Genomic DNA, 16501 nt, shown 5'->3' on the forward strand with positions numbered 1-16501 from the left:
GCCGGTAAGCCCGGCTGCCGTGGCGCGGTCAGTTTTTCTCTGGCGGAAAAATCAGATTCAATACAATTGCGGTGATACCGCCTGCGGCGATACCGGAGGAGAGCAGGTTTTTCAGCCAGTCAGGCGCGAATTGCAGGATCTGCGGCTGCTGGGAAACGCCAAGGCCCACGGCCAGCGACAGCGCGATAATCATAATCGCGCGACGGTTCAGTGGCTCGCGGGAGACGATACGCACGCCGGAAGCGGCAATCGTACCGAACATCACCAGCGTTGCGCCGCCGAGCACCGGCTCAGGCAGCTGCTGAACGAAAGCGCTGACCGCCGGGAACAGACCCAGCACAACCAGCATCAGCGCCACGAAGAAACCGATATAGCGACTGGCGACGCCGGTCAACTGAATCACGCCGTTGTTCTGGCCAAAGCAGGAGTTCGGGAAAGTGTTGAACACCGCCGAAACAAACGAGTTGATGCCGTTTGCCAGCACGCCGCCTTTCAGGCGCTTCATGTACACCGGGCCGGCGACGGGCTGCTCGGAAACGTCAGAGGTGGCGGTGATGTCGCCGATGGTTTCCAGCGAGGTGATCATAAATACCAGCATCAGCGGCAGCAGCAGGTTCCAGTCAATGCTCAGGCCATAATAGAGCGGCGTTGGTACCATAAATGCGTTCGCTGGCGCGCTATATTCCGGCAGCATGCCCATAAACAGCGCCAGCACATAACCGACCGCCATGGCAATCACCAGCGAAGCAATACGCAGGTACGGGTTACGCTGACGGTTGAGCAGAATAATGATGGCCAGCACCACGCCCGCCAGCAGCAGATTTTTCGGCGCGCCGAAGGTGTGGTTGCCCATCGCGGCAAAACCTCCGCCGACGGAAGTCAGGCCAACCTGGATCAGCGACAGGCCGATAATCATCACCACCACGCCGGAAACCAGCGGGGTAATAATGCGGCGTGCCAGCGGCAGAATGCGCGAGATAACCATTTCGGTACAGCTTGCCAGCATCAGGGTGCCGAACAGCGCAGCCATCATAGTTGGTACATCCGCACCGCCGGTTTTCAGCGCCGTGCCGCCCATAATCAGTGGCGCAACGAAGTTGAAGCTGGTGCCCTGAATCGACAGCAGACCGGAACCCACCGGGCCCCAGGCTTTAATCTGGATGATGGAAGCGACGCCGGAGGCGAACAGCGACATGCTGATAATGTGCTGAGTGTCCTGAGCCGGTAACCCCAGCGCCTGACAGATCAGCAGCGCGGGCGTAATCACGCCAACAAACATCGCCAGCAGGTGTTGCAGTGCAGCAAACAGGGTTTGCGGCAGCGGCGGGCGGTCTTCAAGGCGATAGATCAGCTCGCTGGGTTGAGTCTGCGCAACCGGTTGCGCACTTTCGGACTCGATGGTGTTTAAGGACATCTCAGACAATCCCCTGATGGAAAAGCGCTGATTTTATCGGACTGTTTGGTAAAAGCAAACGGTTGCTATGTTAAAAGCACACTTTTCGAAGGGATGTTCTTTCTAACGGCTAAAGTCCTGAAACTCAGGCGTTGGAGTAGCGTTCTGTTTCCGGCATCCAGCGTTCGATTAATGCCGCTGCAAGCTGAGGATAACGCTCGTGAATATGGCGGGCGACACGCTGAACTTCCGGGATCATCGCCTGGTCGCGCAGCAGGTCGGCGACTTTGAATTCCGCATTGCCGGTCTGGCGAGTTCCGAGCAGCTCGCCGGGACCGCGAATTTCCAGATCCTTTTGCGCAATGACAAAGCCGTCGTTGCTGTCGCGCAGCACCTGTAAGCGTTTTTGCGCTGTCTTTGAGAGCGGGGATTTGTAGAGCAAAACGCAGTGCGAGGCTACCGCGCCGCGCCCGACGCGCCCGCGTAGCTGGTGGAGTTGCGCAAGGCCGAGCCGCTCCGGGTTTTCGATAATCATCAGGCTGGAGTTGGGCACATCCACGCCGACTTCAATTACCGTGGTCGCGACCAGCAGATGCAGCTCACCCTGTTTGAACGCCTGCATGACTGCCTGTTTTTCCGCTGGCTTCATGCGGCCATGCACCAGCCCGACATTCAGCTCCGGTAGCGCGAGTTTCAGCTCTTCCCAGGTGGCTTCTGCCGCCTGCGCTTCCAGAAGATCGGACTCTTCAATCAGCGTACATACCCAGTACGCCTGACGGCCTTCATCGATGCAGGCATTGCGCACGCGATCGATAATCTCATTGCGGCGTGTATCCGGGATGGCAACCGTGGTGACTGGCGTACGGCCCGGCGGCAGTTCGTCGATAACCGACGTATCGAGATCGGCATAGGCGGTCATCGCCAGCGTGCGTGGAATCGGGGTGGCCGTCATGATTAACTGGTGAGGATGGAAACCCTGCTGCTGGCCTTTCTCCCACAGCGCCAGACGCTGGTGGACACCAAAGCGGTGTTGCTCATCGATAATCACCAGCGCGAGGCCGTTAAACTGCACCTGCTCCTGGAAAATAGCGTGCGTGCCGACCACCATCTGGACTTCGCCATTAGCAATGGCATCCTGCTGTGCCTGGCGCGCCTTCCCTTTTTGTTTTCCCGCCAGCCAGCCCACTTCGATACCGAGCGGCGCAAACCAGTTGCGGAAATTGTTGGCGTGCTGCTCAGCCAGCAGCTCGGTCGGTGCCATCATCGCCACCTGCTTACCGTTGGCGATCGCCCGTAATGCGGCCAGTGCGGCAACCAGCGTTTTACCGGAGCCGACATCGCCTTGTACCAGGCGCATCATCGGAATATCCAGCGCCATATCGCGCTCGATTTCCGCCACGACCCGCGCCTGTGCGCCGGTCGGTTTAAACGGTAGCGACGCCAGCAGGTCTTGCTTCAGCTCATCTTTGGCAACGAGCGGCTGCGCATGATAGCGCTGAGCCCCGGCGCGCAGCGCCAGCATACTCAGGTTATGCGCCAGTAATTCTTCAAGGATCAAACGGCGCTGTGCCGGATGCGTACCCGCTTCGAGTTCAGCCAACTGCAATGACGGCGGTGGGCGATGCAGTGTGTGCAGCGCTTCCGGCAGGCTCATCATGCCCTCTGCCAGCTCAGGCGGCAGCAGTTCGCTGATGGCGCAGGTCGCCAGCAGTTCCAGCGCCTGGTCGGTCAGTTTACGCAATGTCGCCTGCTTAATCCCTTCGGTGGTGGGATAAACCGGCGTAAGCGTTTCCTGTAATTCGGGAGTACTGAGATCGCCCTGCACGCGGTATTCCGGGTGAATCATCTCCGCACCATACTTCCCGCGCTTTGCTTCGCCATAGGCCAGCACGCGGCGGCCAGTGGCGAGGCTGTTTTTCATTGCCGCGTTGAAGTTGAAAAAGCGCATGGTGAGGATGCCGGAACCGTCGCTGATCTGGCAGGTCATCATCCGGCGACCGCCGAAAGTGATATTGCAGTTCAGCACTTCGCCTTCCACCGTGGCGTAGATGCCCGGCAGCAGGTCGGCAATGGGGTAAAGTTGGGTGCGATCTTCGTAACGCAGCGGCAGGTGAAGCAGCAGATCCTGCACGGTGTGCAGGCCAATTTTCGCCAGTTTGCTGCTCTGCGCCGCGCCGACGCCGGTCAGCGAACTTAAGGGCACCGCGTCGAGCAGCTTACCTTTCATCGGTTATCCTGCCGCCTGCATAGTGGACCACCACGTGGGGTCGGCTTCGATTTGGCCTTCCGAATTGACGTGCGGGTAAGGCAGCCCTTTACGTTTCGCGACTTTCGCCAGCACCGGGTAACCTCCTTCGAACAGCAAGCGCTGCTGCTCTTCATCCGGCAGCATGCTGTTTTCGCGCTGGTACATACCGGCGTTTTGCCGCTGACGCTGCGCTTCATACAGAATTAATGCTGAGGCCACGGAAACGTTGAGCGACTGCACCATGCCGATCATCGGAATGATGATGTCCTGATCCGCCAGATCCAGTGCTTCCTGCGTGATCCCGGTTTTCTCCTGACCCATCAGGATGCAGGTCGGGCGCGTGTAGTCGATCTCGCGAAAGTCGACCGCTTTGTCCGACAGATGCGTGGCGAGTACCTGCATGCCGCGCGCTTTCAGTACGCCGACAGCATCGCCAATGGTACGGTGTGTTTTCACCTCCACCCAGCTATTACTGCCTGCGGCGGAGGAGGCCATGGTGCGCATGCGGTTGCTTGGCCAGACAGCGTGGACTTCATGCACGCCGACGGCGTCTGCGGTGCGGATAATGGCAGAGACGTTATGGGGCTTGTGAACCTGCTCCATGCAAACTGTCAGATCGGGCTGACGTCTGGCGAGCATCTCGCGAATACGCGCATAACGTTGAGAATTCATACAATTAGTTTCTGTTACGGGTGACTTTAATCACATCCGGCATCACGCGGATTTTACGCATGATATTCGCCAGATGGACGCGATCGCGCGCCGTCAGTCGGATGAAAGCGCTGTACACGCGGCCATCTTTCTCTTCCGTATTCAGGCTCTGAATGTTGGATGAAGCCGTGTTAATTGCTGCCGTGAGGTTGGCCAGCGCTCCCTGATGGTTGAACATATCCACCTTGATTTCGGTGATAAATTCCTGCGCGGTCTCTTTATCCCACTCCACAGCCATAAATTTTTCTGGCTCTTTCTGGTAGCCACGAATATTACGGCAGGACTCATGGTGGATAACCAGCCCTTTACCCGGGCTGACATGGGCGACAATCGGGTCGCCGGGGATCGGACGGCAGCATTTGGCAAAGGTGATCAGCACGCCATCTGCGCCTTTAATCGGCAAATGACCGTTGCCGCTGGAGCTGGACGGCGTTGGTGCGGCTTGCACCGCTTCCCCTTGTTGCAGGTTTTTCGCGACCACGACGCTCATGGCGTTGCCAAGGCCGATTTCAGCCAAAAGATCGTCAAGCGTCGCCAGCTTCATACGCTCAAGCTCGCGCTGAATATGCTCCTGCGGAATTTCGGCCAGCTTGCGGCTGCCGCCCAACGCATGATTCAGCAGACGTCGACCGAGACTTACCGAGTCGTCGCGCTTGAGGTTTTTCAGCATCTGACGGATTTTCGCGCGCGCTTTTGAGCTGACGACAAAGTTCAGCCATGCGGCATTCGGGCGGGCGCCCGGCGCGGTAATAATCTCTACCGTCTGGCCGCTGGCGAGTGATTGCGACAGCGGATACGGCTGGCGGTCAACACGTGCACCGACACAGGCGTGACCGATATCTGTGTGAACCGCGTAGGCAAAATCCACCGGCGTCGCACCAGCAGGTAGCTCGACAATACGGCCTTCCGGGGTGAAAACATAAATCTCATCGGGGAAGAGATCAGATTTAACGCTCTCGATAAATTCAAACGAGCTACCGGCGCTCTGTTGCAGCTCCAGCAGGCTTTGCATCCAGCGCTGGGCGCGGATTTGGGCAGTGGTGCTGCTCTCGCCGTGCTCTTTATAGGCCCAGTGCGCTGCAACCCCCATTTCCGCCATTTGATCCATATCTTCAGTACGGATTTGCACCTCTACCGGTACGCCATGTGGACCAATCATCGAGGTATGCAGGGATTGATAGCCGTTCGCCTTCGGAATGGCGATGTAGTCTTTCACGCGACCGGGACGCGGTTTGTACAGGCTGTGCATCTGGCCCAGGACGCGGTAACAGGTATCCAGGTCATGAACGATAACGCGGAAAGCGTAAATATCCATGATCGAGTGAAAGCGTTGCTCTTTCAGCACCATCTTGCAATAGATGGAATAGAGGTGTTTTTCACGTCCGCTGACGCGGCAGGGAATGCCCGCTTCCTGTAAACGCCCTTCGATTTCCGAGAGGATTTTTTGGATCATCTCTTTGCGGTTGCCGCGCGCGGCTTTCACCACTTCTTTAATCACGCGATAGCGGTTCGGGTACAACGCCTCGAAACCCAGCTCTTCCAGCTCGGTTTTGATGTGGTGAATACCTAAACGGTGCGCCAGCGGACTATAGATTTCGAGGGTTTCACGGGCGATGCGGCGACGCTTGTCCGGGCGAAGCGAGCCCAGCGTACGCATGTTATGGGTGCGGTCGGCCAGTTTGATCAGGATGACGCGGATATCCTGCACCATCGCCATGATCATCTTGCGAAAGTTTTCGGCCTGTGCTTCTTTTTTATCCTGAAACTTGAGCTTATCAAGTTTGGATACCCCTTCCACCAGCTCGGCAACGCTTTTGCCGAACAGTTGTTCCATATCCTGGTAAGTGGCCGGGGTATCTTCAATCACGTCATGCAGCAGCGCGGCCATCAGCGTTTCGTAGTCGAGTTTCATCTCGGCCAGAATACAGGCCACCGCTACCGGGTGCGTGATATAGGGTTCACCGCTTGAACGTGTCTGGCCCTCGTGAGCGTCACGTGCAACGAGATACGCCTGCCTGAGACGTTTAATTTGATCTTCAGGCAGATAGTTTTGAATCAGTTGATTCAGGCTTTCAAACAGATACAAGGGTGACCTGCAGGTTAATTAACGACGACCTTCAGCAATGGCGGTAACGGCCTGCAGTTCTGCGGCTTCCTGCTCTTGCTGTTCCTGGCGCTCACGCACGTCGAGGATCTGGTTGTTGATCAGACCTTCTTCGATTTCGCGCAGCGCGATAACGGTGGTTTTATCGTTTTCTTCCGGTACTAACGGATCTTTACCGCCAACCTGCATCTGACGAGCGCGACGCGCGGCGACCAGCACCAGGTCAAAACGGTTACCTACTTTCTCTACAGCGTCCTGAACAGTTACGCGTGCCATACTTAAAATGCTCCACAGGTGAAGAAATGACTGGGCATGATACTGAAACCAGGCTCAGTCTGCCAATAGTTTGCTGATTAAAGCGTCATGTCGCTGCTTCTGGCGGCTCATACGCAGGCGTTCAGCGCGAATAATGGTTTTCAAATCGCCCAGAGCGGTATCAAAATCATCATTCACAATCAGGTAATCATATTCTGCGTAATGGCTCATTTCCGCAACGGCCTGCGCCATCCGCTTTGCAATTACCTCTTCGCTGTCCTGACCGCGTCCACGCAGGCGGCGATCCAACTCCAGCTTTGACGGCGGCAGTATAAAGATGCTGCGCGCCTGCGGCATGCGGCTGCGAATTTGCTGCGCGCCCTGCCAGTCGATATCAAGGAACACATCCACGCCGGTCGCCAGTACTTGCTCAATGGCTGCGCGGGAGGTGCCGTAAAAGTTGCCAAATACTTCGGCATGCTCAAGAAACGCGTCATCATCAATCATGGCTTTAAATTCGTCATGATTAACAAAGAAATAGTGTTCGCCGTGCACTTCACCCGGGCGCGGTGCGCGCGTGGTGTGCGAAACAGAAACCTGAGTGTCGTATAACGGTTGGGTTTTCAGCAAAGCCTGGATGAGGCTTGATTTACCCGCGCCGCTGGGGGCGGAAACAATATATAGCGTGCCTTGAGCCATGAGAGTCTTTTGTATGTGAATTGCGAAAGGAAACTTACATACGTGCCTATTATACACATCAGCGCTACGTGACGTAGCATTTGTCACACTTTTTCCCTCTCAGTATGGCATTTTGCGGCCCGCTTTCCTGTTTTGTTTGCAAATTTTCACCGCCATCGCGAATCTCCGGAACCTGTCTCGCAACCGCTCTGTTTATTGATCGAAAACGGTTCCCTCCCGGCGTTATAACGATTGCGCTATCAAAAGGGAGAAATATCTATGTGGAGAAGAGCCGGAGCCGCAGTTTGTCTGTTGCTATGGAGCGTATTCAGCTTTGCAACTTGCCCCGTCTGGTCGCCTTCGCGGGCGCAGGAAGAAGTAAGCCGTTTGCAGCAGCAGCTCGCGCAGTGGAATGAGGCCTACTGGAAATCGGGAGCAAGCGATGTCAGCGATGATGTTTACGATAGACTAAACGCCCGGCTTGCCTATTGGCAGCGCTGCTTTTCGCTCGAAATATCCTTCAACTCATCAATACCGCCTGGCGGTAATACAACTCATCCGGTTGCGCATACCGGTGTGCGCAAGCTGGCGAATAAGCAGGCGCTGCAACAGTGGATGGCCGGGAAAAAAGATCTCTGGGTACAGCCAAAAGTGGATGGCGTAGCGCTCACGCTGGTCTACCGCCAGGGCAAGCTGGTACAGGCCATCAGCCGTGGAAATGGGCTGGCGGGCGAGGACTGGACGACAAAAGCCCTCGCGATCCCGGCGATTCCCAACAATGTTAGCGGCGAGCTGGCGAACAGCGTTTTGCAGGGCGAACTCTTTCTGCGCCGTGAAAACCATATCCAGAAACAGTCGGGTGGCTTAAATGCCCGAGCCAGAGTTGCTGGTGCGATGATGCGCCGCGACGCACCAGACCTGCTTCGAGAAATGGGTTTTTTTGTCTGGGCATGGCCGGATGGCCCGGCAACGCTGGCACAACGGCTGGTTGCGCTGAGCAAGAGCGGATTTAGCGAGGTGCTCGATTACAGCGTGCCGGTCAATATTGTTCAGGACGTGGAGCGCTTACGTGCCCGCTGGTTTACCTCACCCTTACCCTTCGTGACAGACGGTATCGTCGTTCGCTCGGGTGCTGAACCTCAGGGCAAGGCGTGGTTGCCTGGGCACGGTGACTGGGTGGTGGCATGGAAATATGATCCGGTAGAGGAAGTCGCCAGCGTAAAAGATATTCAGTTTGCCGTTGGGCGTACCGGGAAAATTGCCGTCGTTGCACAGCTTGAACCCGTGCAACTGGATGATAAACGCGTCCAGAGGGTAAATCTTGGTTCTGTCCGGCGCTGGCAGGAACTGGATATTGCACCGGGCGATCAGGTTTCTGTGAGTCTTGCCGGGCAGGGTATTCCCCGTCTTAACCGTGTGGTCTGGCGCAGCCTTGTTCGTGAAAAACCGGTTCCACCGGCTCCACTTTTTTCATCGCTTAGCTGCTTTTATGCCACGGCAGAGTGCAATGAACAGTTTATTGCCAGGCTGGTATGGCTAAGTTCTGCAAAGGCTCTGGGGATCGAGGGGCTGGGAGAAAGTAGTTGGCGGATGTTGCATCAGGCACATCATTTCGAACATCTCTTTTCCTGGCTGGCATTAACAAAGGAGCAGTTGCAGGCGACGCCCGGCATTTCTCCCGCTCGCGGGCTAAAGCTTTGGCATCGTTTTAACGTGGTACGCCAATATCCTTTTATCCGTTGGGTTAACGCGTTAGGAATTCCTTTGCCTCAGTCTGCATTAAATGCACAGGGCATCAGCCTTTGGCAGGAACTTACCGGAAAGACGGAACAAGAATGGCTTGCGTTGCCAGGCGTGGGGGCAGAGCGTGTCCGGCAGATACAGCGCTGGTTGAGTCTGCCGGAAGTGACATCTCTGGCGGACTGGCTGGAGAAACAGAAAGTACGAGGATTTACCGTGGGCAGTGAATAATCATTCGATATTTCTGGAGGTAATCAATTGAACAGCATCACGTTAAATCTGGGCAATAATGCTGGTTTTTAATAAAAAGAGCCAGCAGTAGTAATGCGCTGGCTCTTCCTGTTAATTACAGGTTTTTTTATTCTTTAAAAAAGCTGCCAACGGCTGTAATTATTGCACTTACCAGGCCGTTATAACCATTGGTAATGTTTGCTTTGGCGTCAGTAAAATTCAGCGAGAATAATTGGCCGATACCTGTGCCAATCTGGCTGGTATAGCTGCCGAAATTAGTAGACAGACCAATTTTTGATGTGATGAAGTCGGCAAGATTTCCTGCCTGGAAACCTAAAAAGCTCCCAATGGAGGCAAGGCTGGCACCGGAAACTGCTGCAATTTCTTGAGTGTTTAATTCACGCATTTCTTTTCCCTTAAATAAATGTCCTGATGACGTTTTAATTTTATTTTTCACAAGAAAGACAAGTCAATGTTTATTCTTTTAATTTGGGTTTATCGAAGATGTTCTATTTTTTGATGAGGTGATTTATTTCTTAATATCAATAATTTAATTTCTGTTATTGTTTATAGTAATATGTTTTATGCAGAGCGCGAGAAAAATATGATTTTTTAGTTGTCGGGATAAAACAGGCTTGCCAGAGCTGTGACAATACAATTAGTATCGCCTTTGGTAAATAAAGGCGGACTGATTCTGAGGATTTTTCTTTTACAGTAATGAGTTATCGGAGTTTTAATGCGATTTGAGCATGGCCTGTTGTCACTTTATTTGTGAATGGAATTGTGAGTCGATGTTTATCGATAAATGAAGGAATAACCAGTGACAGGGAGTTCTGATGTTTACTGTGTTGTGTTATTAAATTCATTTTATTAGTGCTGTTATTAAACGAATAGCAACGGCATTTATCATCATGGCTTCAATTCTTCTTCCCGGACAAATACTGACTTATTTTTCTGGGTGTCAGCTCTTCTTTACTTACTGATTGGCAACAATTTCCGTATACAGCCACGCACAAATAACTAAAGATCATATTCGGAGGTTATAATGAAACAAAAGCGTTATTTAGTTAAAGTCACACCTATTGCTACTGCGGTTATTTTGTCATTACCGTTGGTTGTATACGCGGACATGATTAACAGTAATCGTGCAGCAGCGGCCAGAACTGTTAATAATGTATCGGTTATAGATATCAATAAAGCGAATGAAAATGGGCTCTCACATAATATCTATGACAAATTGAATGTGGGAAAGGAAGGGGCCATATTTAATAACAGCACCAATGGTGCTAATACGGCTCTCGCGGGTGTGATAAGCGGTAACAGCAATCTGACTTCCGGTAGCGCCAAAATTATTCTCAACGAAGTACGTTCAGGTCGTAGTAACCTGGCCGGTATGCTGGAAGTTGCGGGTAATGAAGCACATCTGATCATTGCTAACCCATCGGGTATCACCTGTTCGGGCTGCGGTTTTATTAATACGAATAAAGTGACGTTAACCTCCGGGACGCCTGACGTGCAGAATGGCGTGCTGAGAGGATACGCCGTTAATAGCGGTGATATTAGCGTTGAGGCTCAGTTGCTCAATGAGTCCCCAACGGAACTTATTACTCGTGCTGTAACGGTCAAGGGTTATGTCGGCGTAGCTAAAGATCTGACACTCATTCTGGGTAATAACTATGTTAATACGAACAATCAAATCACCGGCAGCGTGAGAGCTGAAGGTTTCCGTAAAAGCAATAGCCTCGACGTTGCGAAGCTGGGGGGAATGTATGCGGACAAAATCACGCTTATCAGTACAGAACAAGGAACTGGCGTAAATAATAGCGGTGTGATCGCCGCAGGCAAGGGTGGTTTTACCCTTGATGCCCAGGGTCAGTTACATAATAAAAATGCGTCGATTAAATCCAATGCCACTGTTCTGATAAAGTTGGCTGGCGATCTTAATAACTCTGGCGGCAGTATTGCCAGTGACGCGTCAGTGTACATCGATACTGCCAAAAATACGTTAGACAACTCTGGCCTTGGTAATATTCAGGCAGGTAAAGATATCGCAATCAGTAGCGGCTATCTGAACAACATGAACGGCAAAATGGCTTCGGCTGGGTTGCTGGCGATCAACACTAATGGCAATACACTGCGTAACGCTGGAACGGAAAAAACATATGGTCTGACCGGCGGAATCGTTGCTCTCGAAACAGGGTTCTTTGACAATAGCGATGGCCAGATTAACGGCGGCTATATTGGCATTAACTCCCTGAATACCGCAAACAGAAATGGTACTATAGATGCGATTCAGAATATCGAGTTAATTAATAATAGTTATAATACCATCGACAATACCGGTGGTCGTATCCGTACTGTAAATGGTCATATTAAAATTGATGCTAAAAACAGTACTCTGATTAACAATAATACGAAGACCGCCGATGTTAGCAGCAGTGATTCTCGCGGGATTATTGCTGGCGATGGTGGCATTATGATTTCATCCTATGCGTTGGAAAATAATGGTCAAATTTCATCGAATGGTAATATCGATATTAAGAGCAGCTATAATATCGATAACCACTACGGCAAAATCTCTTCAGAGAAAAACGTTAACGTTGAAACAAAAAATCTGGTTAACTATGCAAGCAGCATCGGTGCTGTGGGTAATGTAAGCGTCGCGGCATCCGGTAAACTTGAGAACTATGTGGGTGTGCTCCGTTCTGATGAAGGAACACTGAGTATAAACGGCGGGTTAATTGATAACTACGGCGGCATGTTGCTCGGTAAAGATATCAATATCACTGCTACAGGTGATGTGAACAGCAATGCAGCGCTGGTTGTTGCTGTTAATGATATCAACATTACCACCAAAGGTAGTCTCTTTAATAATAATGGTAACAACTATGGCGATCCGTATGGGTTCTATTTTGGTATGGCTGACCAAAAAGGTGGGATCATCGGTAAACGTTCAGTTAATTTGACCGCTAAAAATATTTATAGCGAAGATAGCCGTATTATTGCTCAGGCGGGTACATTAGATGTTATGACCACCGGTCTGTTCTCTAATGCCAATAGCCAGACAGTCGGGGGAACGGCTGCAAATATTAAAGCTAATGCTATAAATAATGCCTATGCTGTCATCAAATCTTATGGTGATGTTAATATCACTGCATCATCCCTGGATAACCGCAGCACCGGTAACGCCAAAAACGGCAATCTGACGGGTGTTATCACGGCGGATAAGGATTTGGTATTGACGATGAACTACTCTTTTGAGAACACAGGATATCTTGTCGGGAAAAATAAAGTTTCGGTTACCACTGCAAAGGGTTCATTAACTAACAGAAATACTATTTCTTCTGATAATGAAATGAATTTCAACGTAGCGAACAACCTGAATAACTATGGTGATATTTTTGCCGGAAAAGTTATTAATATCAACGCAGGTGGCGGTGTTTATAATTACAGCAATCTTTTCAGCAATGGCGTAGTCAATATCACTGCACAGTCGGTAAATAATCTGCTCGGGGTTATTGGCGGCGTTCAGGGGTTAAACTCCAGTGTTCCTGTGAGCAATATTTTGGGTACGGTTGTCGGTAAGTAATTCTGATATCCATGTTCAACATAAAAGCAGCAGCAATGCTGCTTTTATGGAACAGCGCCGAACGATTATCATTTGTAGACAGTTCGTGGATGATATGGCCTCTGCCTGGTATAAAACTCAGTAAAAAAGCCATTTTTTAGATGGCTTTTTTACTGGTAAAGCTACAGCGCGAAAAAGATTACTCAATATTCTGGATCTGCTCGCGCATTTGCTCAATCAACACTTTCAGCTCGATAGCGGAATTGGTGACTTCAGCATTAATCGACTTGGATGCCAGCGTGTTCGACTCACGATTGAACTCCTGCATCATAAAGTCGAGGCGACGACCCACGGCTTCTTTTTTCTTCAGAATGTTGTAGGTCTCTTTTACATGCGCTTCGAGCCGGTCCAGTTCTTCGGCAACATCGATACGTTGCGCCATCAGCACCAGTTCCTGCTCAAGGCGATTATTCTCCAGTTGTACCTGCGCCTCTTCGAGCCTGGCAACCAGCCGCTCGCGCTGCCATTGCAGGATTTCCGGCATATGTGCACGTACTTTGGCGACTTCGGTACTCACACCTTCCAGACGCTGCTCGATGAGCGCTTTCAGCGCCTGACCTTCGGTTTCACGGGCGACGATAAAGTCATCCAGCGCACCGTCCAGCGCAGCGAGAATTTGTGCCGCGATGGTATCCAAATCCTGTTCTTGTGCGGCCATCACGCCAGGCCAGCGCAGGATATCTACCGGATTAATTTCCCCTTCGTCACTTTGCAATTTGACCCAGTTGGCGGCAGATACCAGCTGTTTAGCCAGTTTTTCGTTGAGGATCAGTTCCCCTTGCGCGCTGGAATCGGGTTCAAAACGGAGGTTGCACTCCACTTTGCCGCGAGTCAGACGGGTACGAAGACGTTCACGGACAACCGGTTCAAGGCTGCGGAATTGCTCCGGCAGGCGGAAGTAAGTTTCCAGATAACGCTGGTTTACCGAGCGCAGTTCCCAGGAGGCTGAGCCCCATTCACCCTTGATTTCACGCCGGGCGTAGGCGGTCATACTGCGGATCATAGACGTTCCCGTTTTTAAAGAGAGATGCGGGGATTATAGCTTTCGTGGCCTTATCAGGATAGGAATAACCACGGTAAGCCAGTATAATGCGCAGCCACATTCGAATAGCCGGAGAAATCATCATGCGTCCAGCAGGTCGTAGCGCCACTCAGGTGCGTCCCGTCACCCTGACCCGTAACTATACAAAACACGCTGAAGGCTCCGTGCTGGTTGAATTTGGTGATACCAAAGTGCTCTGCACCGCCTCTATTGAAGAAGGTGTGCCGCGTTTCCTGAAAGGTCAGGGACAGGGCTGGATCACCGCTGAATATGGCATGCTGCCGCGTTCCACCCATACCCGCAACGCGCGTGAAGCCGCAAAAGGCAAACAGGGCGGTCGCACCATGGAAATCCAGCGCCTGATTGCCCGTGCGCTGCGTGCAGCGGTTGACCTGAACGCGTTGGGTGAATTCACCATCACGCTCGACTGCGACGTGCTCCAGGCCGATGGCGGCACCCGTACCGCGTCTATTACCGGTGCTTGTGTAGCGCTGGCGGATGCGCTGAACAAACTGGTTGCGGCCGGAAAACTGAAAACCAATCCGATGAAAGGCATGGTTGCCGCCGTATCCGTGGGTATCGTTAACGGCGAGGCCGTGTGCGATCTGGAGTATGTGGAAGACTCCGCCGCTGGGACCGATATGAACGTGGTGATGACCGAAGATGGCCGCATGATTGAAGTTCAGGGCACGGCGGAAGGCGAGCCGTTCTCCCATGAAGAGTTATTGACTCTGCTGGCGCTGGCCAGAGGGGGAATCGAATCGATTATCGCGACGCAGAAAGCGGCGCTGGCGAATTAATTATTAAGGGCGACTGAGAGTCGCCCTTTTTTTTGCGCGTCATACTTCACGCAGCCTCTTTGCTAGCGGCAGGCTCTGGTTGCCTTCGCGATGCTGCGCGAACTATTTTACATAATCTGTAAATTGAAAAGTGAGATGAGGAGCGAATCCATGAAAGCGTATCAGCGTCAGTTTATTGAATTTGCGCTTAATAAGCAGGTACTGAAGTTTGGCGAATTCACGCTGAAATCCGGGCGTAAAAGCCCCTATTTCTTCAACGCCGGGCTGTTTAATACCGGGCGCGATCTGGCTCTGTTAGGCCGTTTTTACGCCGAAGCGTTGGTGGATTCCGGGATTGATTTCGACCTGCTGTTTGGCCCTGCTTATAAAGGTATTCCGATTGCGACTACCACTGCGGTGGCGCTGGCGGAACATCATGAGCGCGATGTGCCGTACTGTTTTAATCGTAAAGAAGCGAAAGATCACGGTGAAGGCGGCAATCTGGTCGGTAGCGCGTTGCAGGGCCGGGTGATGCTGGTGGATGACGTCATTACCGCGGGCACCGCTATCCGCGAGTCGATGGAAATTATCCAGGCCAATGGCGCGACGCTGGCTGGCGTGCTGATTTCGCTGGATCGTCAGGAGCGCGGCCGCGCTGACATCTCTGCGATTCAGGAAGTGGAGCGTGATTACGGCTGCAAAGTGATCTCAATTATCACGCTGAAAGATTTGATTGCGTATCTGGAAGAGAAGCCGGAGATGGCCGATCACCTGGCTGCGGTTCGTGCGTATCGCGAACAGTACGGCGTATAACCGTAGTGCCCGGCAGACGTTGCCTGCCGGGCGTGTGTCATAACAGTTTTGTGCCCTGCGTGTTCACATAGAGTGAATAAACTGAGGTGCTTGAGGCTATCAACAGTTAACGAATTGCGTTGGGCTTTTTCACAGATTGCCGGAAAGTGAGAATGCAGCCACAAAGGCTGCATAAAGAGAGATTATCGCAGTTGCGCGGCGAGCAACGGCCAGCGGGCGTCAAAGTCGTCGGTTGGGCTGTATTTAAATTCACTGCGCACATAGCGCGACAGCATCCCTTCACAAAACGCCAGCAACTGGCTTGCCAGCAGCGTTTCGTCAGTGGCATAGGCCTCGCCTTCACGCATTTTGCGCTCGCGCAGGACCTGGCGCAGCTGCGCCTCAATGCGTTCGAAAAGCTGGTTAATGCGCCCTTGCAAGCGATCCTGCTCAAACATCAGCGCGTGGCCAGTCATGATGCGCGTTAAGCCAGGGTTACGTTCACCGAAGCCGAGGATTAGCTGCATAATCAGGCGCAGTCGCGTGGTCGTGTCTTTCTCATCCTTTAAAATCAGGTTGATGCGGGTGATCAGGCTATCCTCGATAAACTCAATCAGGCTATCGAACATGCGCGTTTTACTGGGGAAATGACGGTACAGAGCGGCTTCGGATACGCCAACGGAAGCGGCCAGTTTCGCGGTAGTAATACGCTGGCTTCCATCGCTGGATTCCAGCATCAGCGCCAGAGACTGAAGTATTTCCTCGCGGCGATTCCTTTTCGCAGTTTGTTTTTCTGCCATGTTCTAAAATACCCCTGAAAATAAACACTTGTCAGGCGAGCGACCACACGGCGACCGCAAACAATGTGCGTTTGCGGTGATGTTATCGCGTTATTTCGCC

General features: G+C 52.3%; 13 protein-coding genes. 4 read left to right on the forward strand and 9 right to left on the reverse strand.

Annotation, left to right across the window (positions count from 1 at the left end; translation table 11 throughout):
- Positions 1-28: 28 nt before the first annotated feature.
- From CWM66_RS13575 to gmk, 6 genes are all read right to left on the reverse strand, one after another.
- The gene (locus CWM66_RS13575; RefSeq protein ID WP_007369477.1) at positions 29-1414 is read right to left on the reverse strand and encodes an NCS2 family protein; all 1386 of its coding nucleotides are present in this window, start codon (positions 1412-1414) and stop codon (positions 29-31) included.
- A gap of 124 nt (positions 1415-1538) precedes the next feature.
- Entirely contained in the window at positions 1539-3620 is a 2082-nt protein-coding gene (gene recG / locus CWM66_RS13580; protein WP_107146787.1) for an ATP-dependent DNA helicase RecG, read from the reverse strand.
- A gap of 3 nt (positions 3621-3623) precedes the next feature.
- Positions 3624-4313, reverse strand: coding sequence for a tRNA (guanosine(18)-2'-O)-methyltransferase TrmH (gene trmH / locus CWM66_RS13585; RefSeq protein ID WP_035886794.1), 690 nt, complete (start codon positions 4311-4313; stop codon positions 3624-3626).
- Between the two features lie 4 nt (positions 4314-4317).
- Positions 4318-6438, reverse strand: coding sequence for a bifunctional GTP diphosphokinase/guanosine-3',5'-bis pyrophosphate 3'-pyrophosphohydrolase (spoT, locus tag CWM66_RS13590; protein WP_007369480.1), 2121 nt, complete (start codon positions 6436-6438; stop codon positions 4318-4320).
- Positions 6439-6456: 18 nt separating this feature from the next.
- The gene (gene rpoZ / locus CWM66_RS13595) at positions 6457-6732 is read right to left on the reverse strand and encodes a DNA-directed RNA polymerase subunit omega (RefSeq protein WP_007369481.1); all 276 of its coding nucleotides are present in this window, start codon (positions 6730-6732) and stop codon (positions 6457-6459) included.
- A 54-nt stretch (positions 6733-6786) separates the two neighbouring features.
- Positions 6787-7410, reverse strand: coding sequence for a guanylate kinase (gene gmk, locus CWM66_RS13600; protein ID WP_007369482.1), 624 nt, complete (start codon positions 7408-7410; stop codon positions 6787-6789).
- A 258-nt stretch (positions 7411-7668) separates the two neighbouring features.
- Here gmk and ligB point away from each other — a divergent pair, with 258 nt between their 5' ends.
- Positions 7669-9360, forward strand: a complete 1692-nt coding sequence (gene ligB / locus CWM66_RS13605) for an NAD-dependent DNA ligase LigB (protein ID WP_007369483.1) — start codon at positions 7669-7671, stop codon at positions 9358-9360.
- 127 nt (positions 9361-9487) lie between these two features.
- Here the strand turns inward: ligB and CWM66_RS13610 are convergent, their stop codons facing one another.
- Entirely contained in the window at positions 9488-9766 is a 279-nt protein-coding gene (locus CWM66_RS13610) for a hypothetical protein (protein WP_007369484.1), read from the reverse strand.
- 639 nt (positions 9767-10405) lie between these two features.
- On the opposite strand from CWM66_RS13610, the gene CWM66_RS13615 reads away from it, so the two are divergent.
- The gene (locus CWM66_RS13615; RefSeq protein WP_107146788.1) at positions 10406-12949 is read left to right on the forward strand and encodes a filamentous hemagglutinin N-terminal domain-containing protein; all 2544 of its coding nucleotides are present in this window, start codon (positions 10406-10408) and stop codon (positions 12947-12949) included.
- Between the two features lie 178 nt (positions 12950-13127).
- On the opposite strand, the gene CWM66_RS13620 is transcribed toward CWM66_RS13615, so the two are convergent.
- Complete coding sequence (locus tag CWM66_RS13620; protein ID WP_079517218.1) at positions 13128-13991, reverse strand: YicC/YloC family endoribonuclease; 864 nt, start codon at positions 13989-13991, stop codon at positions 13128-13130.
- A gap of 122 nt (positions 13992-14113) precedes the next feature.
- Here CWM66_RS13620 and rph point away from each other — a divergent pair, with 122 nt between their 5' ends.
- Together rph and pyrE are read left to right on the forward strand one after the other, a co-directional pair.
- The gene (gene rph, locus CWM66_RS13630) at positions 14114-14830 is read left to right on the forward strand and encodes a ribonuclease PH (RefSeq protein WP_007369487.1); all 717 of its coding nucleotides are present in this window, start codon (positions 14114-14116) and stop codon (positions 14828-14830) included.
- A 150-nt stretch (positions 14831-14980) separates the two neighbouring features.
- Entirely contained in the window at positions 14981-15622 is a 642-nt protein-coding gene (gene pyrE / locus CWM66_RS13635; RefSeq protein WP_007369488.1) for an orotate phosphoribosyltransferase, read from the forward strand.
- Between the two features lie 182 nt (positions 15623-15804).
- On the opposite strand, the gene slmA is transcribed toward pyrE, so the two are convergent.
- Positions 15805-16401: a nucleoid occlusion factor SlmA gene (slmA, locus tag CWM66_RS13640; RefSeq protein WP_007369489.1), complete on the reverse strand. Its 597-nt coding sequence runs from the start codon at positions 16399-16401 to the stop codon at positions 15805-15807.
- Positions 16402-16501: the final 100 nt, after the last annotated feature.

The sequence above is a fragment of the Kosakonia sp. H7A genome (assembly GCF_003028445.1).
Lineage (GTDB): Bacteria > Pseudomonadota > Gammaproteobacteria > Enterobacterales > Enterobacteriaceae > Kosakonia > Kosakonia radicincitans.